Source organism: Pseudomonas sp. Sample_16, from assembly GCF_004307665.1.
GTDB lineage: Bacteria > Pseudomonadota > Gammaproteobacteria > Pseudomonadales > Pseudomonadaceae > Aquipseudomonas.
Genome location: NZ_RCOB01000099.1, coordinates 1 through 6,803 on the forward strand (window position 1 = coordinate 1; position 6,803 = coordinate 6,803).

Annotated in this window: 4 protein-coding genes, 4 tRNA genes and 1 pseudogene; 4 read left to right on the forward strand and 5 right to left on the reverse strand. The window is 56.5% G+C overall.

All coding sequences use genetic code 11. The features are described from left to right. The first annotated feature begins 230 nt into the window (after positions 1-230). Entirely contained in the window at positions 231-2,039 is a 1,809-nt protein-coding gene (locus D8U69_RS14690) for a di-heme-cytochrome C peroxidase (protein ID WP_130905271.1), read from the forward strand. Then, positions 2,036-3,214 (forward strand): catalase family protein, encoded by a 1,179-nt coding sequence (locus tag D8U69_RS14695; protein WP_130905270.1) that lies wholly within the window; start codon positions 2,036-2,038, stop codon positions 3,212-3,214. Before D8U69_RS14690 ends, D8U69_RS14695 begins: the two co-directional genes overlap by 4 nt. Here D8U69_RS14695 and D8U69_RS14700 read toward each other — a convergent pair. The 5 genes from D8U69_RS14700 to D8U69_RS14720 all read right to left on the reverse strand — a co-directional run bounded on the left by D8U69_RS14700 (position 3,203) and on the right by D8U69_RS14720 (position 5,294). Further along, the gene (locus D8U69_RS14700) at positions 3,203-4,573 is read right to left on the reverse strand and encodes a hypothetical protein (RefSeq protein ID WP_130907602.1); all 1,371 of its coding nucleotides are present in this window, start codon (positions 4,571-4,573) and stop codon (positions 3,203-3,205) included. The genes D8U69_RS14695 and D8U69_RS14700 overlap by 12 nt on opposite strands. 197 nt (positions 4,574-4,770) lie before the next feature. Further along, positions 4,771-4,847, reverse strand: a tRNA-Asp gene (locus tag D8U69_RS14705). A 15-nt stretch (positions 4,848-4,862) separates the two neighbouring features. Then, positions 4,863-4,938, reverse strand: a tRNA-Val gene (locus tag D8U69_RS14710). Positions 4,939-5,126: 188 nt separating this feature from the next. Continuing rightward, a tRNA-Asp gene (locus tag D8U69_RS14715) sits at positions 5,127-5,203 on the reverse strand. A gap of 15 nt (positions 5,204-5,218) precedes the next feature. Next, positions 5,219-5,294: transfer RNA gene (locus tag D8U69_RS14720), tRNA-Val, on the reverse strand. Between the two features lie 159 nt (positions 5,295-5,453). Between D8U69_RS14720 and rdgC the strand changes: the two genes are divergently transcribed. Both rdgC and D8U69_RS14730 read left to right on the forward strand, forming a co-directional pair. Then, entirely contained in the window at positions 5,454-6,374 is a 921-nt protein-coding gene (gene rdgC, locus D8U69_RS14725) for a recombination-associated protein RdgC (protein ID WP_008060875.1), read from the forward strand. Between the two features lie 158 nt (positions 6,375-6,532). After that, positions 6,533-6,803: pseudogene (locus D8U69_RS14730) on the forward strand (bile acid:sodium symporter family protein); the annotation flags it as partial.

The following is a 6,803-nucleotide window of genomic DNA, read 5'->3' on the forward strand; positions in this document are numbered from 1 at the left end:
GTAAAGCCGCGAGCTTATCAGGCCGCCACGACCAATGGCTACCGGCATGAGAGCAAGAGTTTTACGATAAGTTCAGGTGTTTAAACGCTTTTGCAGTTGAGCAAGATGAAACTTCTGTCAGATTGATCTGAAGGAGGCAGTTCTGCCCTGATGACATATGGCGTAATGGCCTCTTGCCGCTAATTGGCCACTCAGGCATAACGGGCGAAAAATCGACAAGGATGTTCATCTTGCGCCTCCTCCTCCGCTTGCTGATTGTGGTCGTTTTTCTGTTGGTGGCTGGGCTGGCCGTGGTTCTGTATTACATCGCCAACCCCAAATTGCCCTTCCATTCGCCAGTGCAGCAAGTGCATTACCTGGATCAGTGGAGTGCCGAGGAACGGCAAACCTATTACTTCACGCCTCAGGGCACACAGGTCAAAGGCCTGCGCTACGAGTGGTTCCAAGCCCTCGAACTGCCGTTCTCGCAACAGCGTTTCGCCTCACCGCAATACCTCGCTCGCTTTGGATTTCTGATTGATCCCCAGCAAAAAGCCACGCCGAACAATCCCGGCAACTTGCCGGTAGGCTTCACCCGGCACCGAAACCCCGGAAGTTCGGAGCAATATCTGGACATAACTTGCGCCGCTTGCCACACCGGTGAACTGCGGTTAAACGGCCAGGCGGTGCGCATCGATGGTGGCTCGGCGCAACATGTTTTGCCTTCCAGCGTTCCTACGTTGCGCGGCGGGAGTTTCGGACAGGCATTGGTCGCCAGCCTGACATCTACCTACTACAACCCTTGGAAGTTCGAGCGTTTCGCCCGCCAAGTACTGGGCGAAAACTACGATGCTGCTCATGCGCAACTGCGCAGGGACTTCAAAAACTCGCTGAACACGTTCCTCAAGGTCGCCTGGAACGATACCCATCGCGGTCTCTACCCCACCGAGGAAGGTCCTGGCCGCACCGATGCTTTTGGCCGAATTGCCAATGCAACCTTCGGAGACGCCATTTCCCCGACCAACTATCGCGTCGCCAACGCCCCGGTGGATTATCCACAGCTATGGGACATGTGGACGTTCGACTGGGTGCAATGGAACGGGTCGGCGCAACAGCCGATGGCACGCAATATCGGTGAGGCGCTGGGCGTCGGCGCAACCTTGAGTTTCTTCGACGCCAACGGCCAGCCCCTGCAAGGCGACGAGCGCTACGCCTCCAGCGTCCGCGTGCGCGACCTGCATGCGATCGAAGAAACCCTGCAGCGCCTGAAACCACCCACCTGGCCGCAAGCCCTGTTCGGCATTGTCGATAAACCGCTCGCAGCCAGGGGCCGCACACTGTTTGCCGAAAATTGCGCCGGCTGCCATGTCCCGCACAAGACTCAGGAAGGTGAGCGCTGGGTGCAACGTTTGCACATGCTGCCAGTGGACTTCATCGGTACGGATCCGAGCGCGGCGAACAATATCGCCAACCACCGATTTGATTTGACCGCCCTGCAATGGAACCTGGCAGAGCTGGAGCAGATGGACGTGAAGTTGCACCCCACGCCCAAGGAACCGCTGGACTTGAGTCAGCTATCGGTAGCCAGGGGCCTGGCTTATGTCACCGCGCTCGTCGAAAAGCGCGCTTATCGTGAAGCCGATGTCACTGCCCAAGAGAAGCCTCGGCTCGATGGCTTCGGCCTGCCTATCGGCGTTCGCGAAAAGGTCGCTTACAAGGCTCGCCCACTGGCAGGGGTTTGGGCGACTGCCCCGTTTTTGCACAACGGCTCGGTTCCCACCCTTTATCAATTGTTGTCGCCTCAAGATGAGCGATCCACCACGTTCTACAAAGGCACCTTCGAATACGATCCGCGGCATTTGGGTTATCGCACAGAAGCGTTCACCAATGGCTTCCTGTTCGATACCCGCATCACCGGCAACCACAACAGCGGCCATGAATTCCGCGCCGGCAAGCGCGGCAGAGGTGTCATTGGCCGACTGCTGTTACCCGAAGAGCGCTGGGCGCTGCTGGAGTACCTGAAAGTGTTGGGCGGCCCGCTGGAGGCGCAACTGCCATGATCATGACCACCTTCAAGAAGGATCTGCCACTGCTTGCCAGGGTGTGGTTGCGCCTGGGCCGATTGCTCGGCAAGTGCTTGCTGATCGCGCTCGGCATCGGCCTGCTGATCTGGGCTCTGACTACTGCGTGGTTCGTCTGGCAGCACCGTGGACCGGTTTCTGCACTGGAACAGATTCCGGACGGCGAATCAGCCATGACCCAGGACGTGATCCAGACCGCTGTGCGCATCGTCGACCAGCACCGTGAGAGCACCCGTTATCTGCGCGACGCCCACGCCAAGGCACATGGCTGTGTCAAAGCCCAAGTGCAGGTGTTGCCGCAACTGGCGCAGGAACTGCGTCAGGGTGTATTCAGTGAGCCGGGCAAGGTCTGGCAGGCCACCCTGCGTTTTTCCAACGGCAATGCCTATCCGCAGTTCGACAGCATGCGCGATGCCCGAGGCATGGCGATCAAGTTGCTCGATGTTGCGGGTACGCCGCTGCTTGCTGACCGGCAGGGGCAGCATGAACAGGACTTTGTGATGTTCAGCCATCCGAATTTCTTTGTCAGCGATGTTGCCGAGTATCGGCAGAATGTCGCGGCTCAAGCCAATGGGCAAAAAATCATGGCGTTTTTTCCGGGATGGGATCCGCGAACCTGGCAGGTCCGCCACCTGTTCATTGCGCTGGCAACGCTGTCCCCGCCGCCAGAAAGCCCGACGCAAAGCACTTACTTCTCTGTATCGCCGTACAAGTTCGGCGAGGCGAATGCGAAGTTTCGGGTGAGGCCGGATCCGGATAATTGCCCGACATACGTTTTACCCAGGCAAAACCGCGATCTGCCGAACTTTCTGCGCAATGCTCTTAACCAGCAATTGTCCACCGACCGGGTGCCGGCCTGCTTTGCCTTGCAGATCCAGCGCCAGGATGCGAACAAGTACATGCCGATCGAGGACACCAGCATCGAATGGCGTGAACAGGATTCCCCGTTCGAAACGGTGGCACGGATCACTTTGCCGCCTCAGGATTTCGATACGCCTGCGCAGAATCTGCAATGCGACAACCTTTCGTTCAATCCGTGGTTCGGGCTTGAGGCGCACCGCCCCATCGGTGGAATCAATCGGCTGCGCAAAGCTGTTTATGAGGCGGTCAGTGACTATCGACACAGTCGCAATGCCGAGTCTTCATTGCGCTGACTCGTCCCCCATGATCACAGTTGCCGTAGGAGCCAGGACCCTGCCCTTTGCCCAGACATCGCCAGGATAAAGGACGCTCAGGGTTCCGGCAGCCGCCAGCCGATCGACAAACGCCTGCACACGCATCTCACCGCTCAGAATCTTCTGTTCGAAATCTTGATAGTCAGCGTTTTGGGGATCCAACTGCGCCATCAGGTTTTGCAGCTTTTCGGGTTCCGGTTTGGAGAATCGCAAAACAGCCCCACTCGGCGTACACAGAAATACCCGATGATGCGGTGCGACGATAAATCGGCTTAACCCGGTGCGCAGATCATTGGCAGAGAAAAAGTTTTTATACAGCTGCACTTCCTGCGCGGGCAGCCTGTCATCAGCGATAGTTTTCATGGAGTGATAGAAGCCATGAATCCGAAACTGTGCCGGCAGCAGCACGTTTGCCTGGGGCCCCTTGGGAAAGATAGTGTGCCGGTCAAAACTGGCGTAATCGCTCGCCACCGGTGCGGTGACGACAAAAACGTCCTGAGTTTTATGCTTGAGAATGATGCCGACGTGCTGCTGCAGGTGCGATAACTTGAGCATCTGTTCATGAAGATAATGAGCCACAGCACTGACAGCCTTTAGAACCGGACCACAGACAGGCATCAACTCGATTGGCGGATTATGTTGCAGTATGTCGTTTCTCCAACTGGCTTTGAGCCTGCCCCTGCGCCTCCAGAGACTACCGGCTACCACAGTGGTTACCTCACCCGCCGCAATCGCCAGCAAAATCAGAACACTGCTCGGGATTGCACCTCTTTCATACAAACTCTCGAAGTTTTGCGGTCTCCCGTCAGGTTTTAGCTGAAGCCTTGGCGACAACTCCTTCTCGAAGTCGGAAAGGCTTGAGGTGTAGGCAATAAGCCCGCCATCACTGGCCGACAGATAACACCTGGAATATTGACGTCGCGAAGACATGACCGTGTGCAAATCGGCAACCGAATGGAAAAGGTTGCGCTGGTTCCACTCTACGGCGCTTTCGTCGAAACCTTTTGCTTTGTCGACGCGGGAGACCAGGCTCGCTTCAAGGGAATAGCCGCTGGGCACTTCCATCTCACCGACAAGATTCACGGCTACGGTTAACGGGAAATCGCGGGGGAGTTCTGTGTCAGCAAGTTCATCGGCGCTCTTCACTTCCAGGGCACAATAAAAGCGCCCTTCCGTGTTTTTGAGGATGAAGCCGGTGAATTCGGTACTTCGCCGACCTTTCAACGACTCATGCATGAAGGCCGCTGCGTCATCACAGGTCAGAAAAGCCGGATTCGATCCTGCTGCCGGAGCGGCAGCCGATGACGAAACAATAGTTTCAAGAGGGAGGGTATTCATGTTTTCAGTCTCTCGGTAGATATCGAACACTTCCCATGACTGTCATGGAAACGTTGCCCATCATCCGAAAGCTGCGTGCCTTGCAGGCACTACATAGTTATATACACAGAATTGCCAAACGCCAGACAGCAAAAAGCCCGCATAAAGCGGGCTTCTTGTGTGGTGACCTGGCGTTCAGTGTTCCAGGCTACCGAATATGGCGCAGCGGACGGGACTCGAACCCGCGACCCCCGGCGTGACAGGCCGGTATTCTAACCGACTGAACTACCGCTGCGCGTAGCGTTGAAAGTGGTGGGTGATGACGGGATCGAACCGCCGACATTCTGCTTGTAAGGCAGACGCTCTCCCAGCTGAGCTAATCACCCTTTACCTTCGTTGCGGGGCGCATTATGCCACAGGTTTTTATAAAGTGTTGATTTAATTGAAGTTTTTTTCAAAAAAATCTAAAAACCGGTGAAACGATGCAACCTGCAGGAACTTCATTCATAAAAAAACCCGCCTTGGCGGGTTTTTCCGTGGTGACCTGGCGTTCAGTGTTCCAGGTTACCGAATATGGCGCAGCGGACGGGACTCGAACCCGCGACCCCCGGCGTGACAGGCCGGTATTCTAACCGACTGAACTACCGCTGCGCGTAGCGTTGAAAGTGGTGGGTGATGACGGGATCGAACCGCCGACATTCTGCTTGTAAGGCAGACGCTCTCCCAGCTGAGCTAATCACCCTTCGCTTCGGTGTGGCGCGCATTCTACGGAGCGACCCTACCTCTGGCAAGCACTTTTTTAATTAATTTTCTGATGCCTTCCAAAGGCTTAGAGAAGGGTTGGCCTATGGCACACGGAGGACAATAATGCCCGCCTTTGTATAAAGGAGAGACTCACCCCATGTGGTTCAAAAACCTGCTTATCTATCGCCTGACCCAAGATCTGCCTGTTGATGCCGAGGCGTTGGAAACTGCACTGGCCACCAAACTGGCGCGCCCATGTGCAAGCCAGGAGTTGACCACCTACGGTTTCGTCGCCCCGTTCGGCAAGGGCGAGGATGCGCCGCTGGTACATGTCAGCGGAGATTTCCTGCTGATCAGCGCGCGCAAGGAAGAACGTATTCTGCCTGGCAGCGTCGTGCGGGACGCGGTAAAGGAAAAGGTCGAAGAGATCGAAGCCGAGCAAATGCGCAAGGTCTATAAGAAAGAACGCGACCAGATCAAGGATGAAATCATCCAGGCCTTCTTGCCTCGTGCCTTTATTCGCCGCTCCTCGACCTTCGCCGCCATCGCGCCGAAACAGGGCCTGATCCTCGTCAATTCGGCCAGCCCGAAACGGGCCGAAGACCTGCTGTCGACCCTGCGTGAAGTGATTGGCACCCTGCCAGTGCGCCCGTTGACGGTGAAGATGTCGCCGACCGCGACCATGACCGAATGGGTCACCACGCAGAAAGCCGCCGACGATTTCTTTGTGCTGGACGAGTGCGAGCTACGCGATACCCACGAAGACGGCGGCATTGTGCGCTGCAAGCGTCAGGACCTGACCAGCGAAGAAATCCAGCTGCACCTGAGCACCGGCAAAGTGGTCACTCAGCTGTCGCTGGCCTGGCAGGACAAGCTGTCCTTCGTGCTCGACGACAAGATGGTGGTCAAACGCCTGAAATTTGAAGACTTGCTGCAAGACCAGGCAGAACAGGACGGCGGCGACGAAGCCCTCGGCCAGCTGGATGCCAGCTTCACTCTGATGATGCTGACCTTCGGCGATTTCCTGCCGGCGCTGGTTGAAGCGTTGGGTGGCGAAGAGACTCCGCAAGGGATCTGACTTCTTTCCCAGATAATCGGCACTCAAAAAGATCGCAGCCTTCGGCGGCGCCTACGGAAAACTTTTTCCTGAGGCGACGCTGGTGCAGGCTGCGATCTTTTTTTGCAAGCAGCGTATGCTTAGCTCCCTAACGCTTTTCTCATAATAAGGATCAGGCCATGCGCGCACTGGCTGCATTGAGTCGTTTTGTCGGCAACACTTTCGCTTACTGGGTACTGATTTTTGCTGTTGTGGCATTTCTGCAACCAGCATGGTTCATCAGCCTCAAGGTGGCCATCGTGCCGCTGTTGGGCCTGGTGATGTTCGGCATGGGCCTGACCCTCAAACTCGAAGACTTCGCCGAAGTCGCACGCCATCCATGGCGCGTGGCTCTCGGCGTGGTTGCGCATTTCGTGATCATGCCCGGTGTGGCGTGGTTGCTCTGCCAGG